Here is a 1539-nt window from a genome sequence, read left to right as displayed (position 1 = left end):
CAGCTACCCTTTGAATCATAGGAACTTCGCTCATGTGTCTTTTGGCATTCATGACCGATAAACCTCTATTTCACTTAGGATTTGTTGCTATTCAAACTCAATGAACACGATCTTATTTGGATCATCTTCGATTTCGTGTCGGTGTGAATCATAGTTTTTTTAAGGTCATTAGATCCGTGATCAATATCAATTTTAAAATGAATGCGTACCCAATTAGTGGTTTTTAGTGATGGGAGTCTCATTAAATCGGTCTTTTTGGCATTTTTGAATATATAACCGTCTATATTGGTGATTATAGTCACAGTTATGGCGGGATTATCGTTTAGATATGCTTTTTTAAAGTAATATCCAAGCACAAATAATTAGCACCCATAATTATGGAAACCCTGAAATGGTTACGTACTCAAGTTTTGTGGTGATTGCGTTATACGTGTTAATCACCATATTAATCAGCTATTTAGTGAATAAGCGCTACAGCAATGGTGGCGACTTTTCTACGGGTGGAAAGCAATTTGGCTGGTTTACGGCAGGTGTTTCGATACTTGCGACTTACATTAGTGCGATGACGTTTGTAGGGATGCCAGGTTGGGTTTATAGCTCTGGCATGGAAGCGATGAGTATTCACCTTAACTATCCCATCGTTATTTTTTTCACCGTCATTTTCTTTGTGCCAGTCTTTTATAAGCTGGGCTTGACTTCGATTTATGAATATCTTGAGCACCGCTTTGGGGTGTATGCAAGAACCATCAACTCGATTGTGTTCATTGTGGTTCAATGTATATCTGCGGGTGTGATTTTGTATGCTGTGGCGCTGATCTTAGTGCAAGTTCTGCCTATCAGTATTTCTGAAGCCATTATCTACATCAGTATTTTCACCGCTTGCTATACCTATGCGGGCGGAATTTCCACGGTTATCTGGACCGATATGTTGCAATCTGCAGTATTGGTGGCGGGCAGTATCGCTATCTTTGCTATTCTAATGACAGAGATTAATGCGGCAGATTACCTTTCTCGTAATCACCTGAATATCATCAACTTAGACTTTGATTTAGGCGTAGATACCACACTCTGGGCTGGCGTGGTTGCCGTGAGCTTTTTGCATTTGAGTGTGTACGGCACCAACCAATTGATCATCCAACGCACGTTAGCGACGAGATGTGAAAAGACGGCGCAGAAGTCGATGCTGTTGTGTGGTTACGGTGCATTTTTTGTGTACTTATTCTTCGCGGTACTCGGTGTTCTTTTGAGTGTTTTCTATCAAGATCAATCGTTTGAAAACAGCAACGAAGTGATTTTGGATTTCGTCTTCAACCACACTAACCCAATCGTCGTTGGTTTGATCATTTCCGCATTGGCGGCGGCCGCAATGTCGACCTTGGATTCGACCTACAACTCAATGGCGACCGTCGCGACGTTCGATATCTACAAGCGTTTCGTTCGCAAGAGTGCCGATGATGAGCACTACGAAAAAGTCGCAAGAAAGATGAGTTTGCTCGCTGCGGCTATGGTGGTAGTGCCAGCTCTTCTGGCGGTATCGAA

General features: G+C 42.3%; 1 protein-coding gene. It reads left to right on the top strand.

The window, feature by feature from the left end:
• Positions 1-391: 391 nt before the first annotated feature.
• The coding region (locus tag IQR33_RS31910) for a sodium:solute symporter family transporter (protein WP_193844325.1) at positions 392-1539 on the top strand (1148 nt) is incomplete at its 3' end.

This window comes from Vibrio sp. OPT46 (genome assembly GCF_015163535.1).
GTDB classification, from domain to species: Bacteria; Pseudomonadota; Gammaproteobacteria; order Enterobacterales; family Vibrionaceae; genus Vibrio; species Vibrio alginolyticus.
The sequence above is the reverse complement of the archived record's forward strand: the minus strand, read 5'-3'. Positions and strand labels throughout refer to the sequence as shown.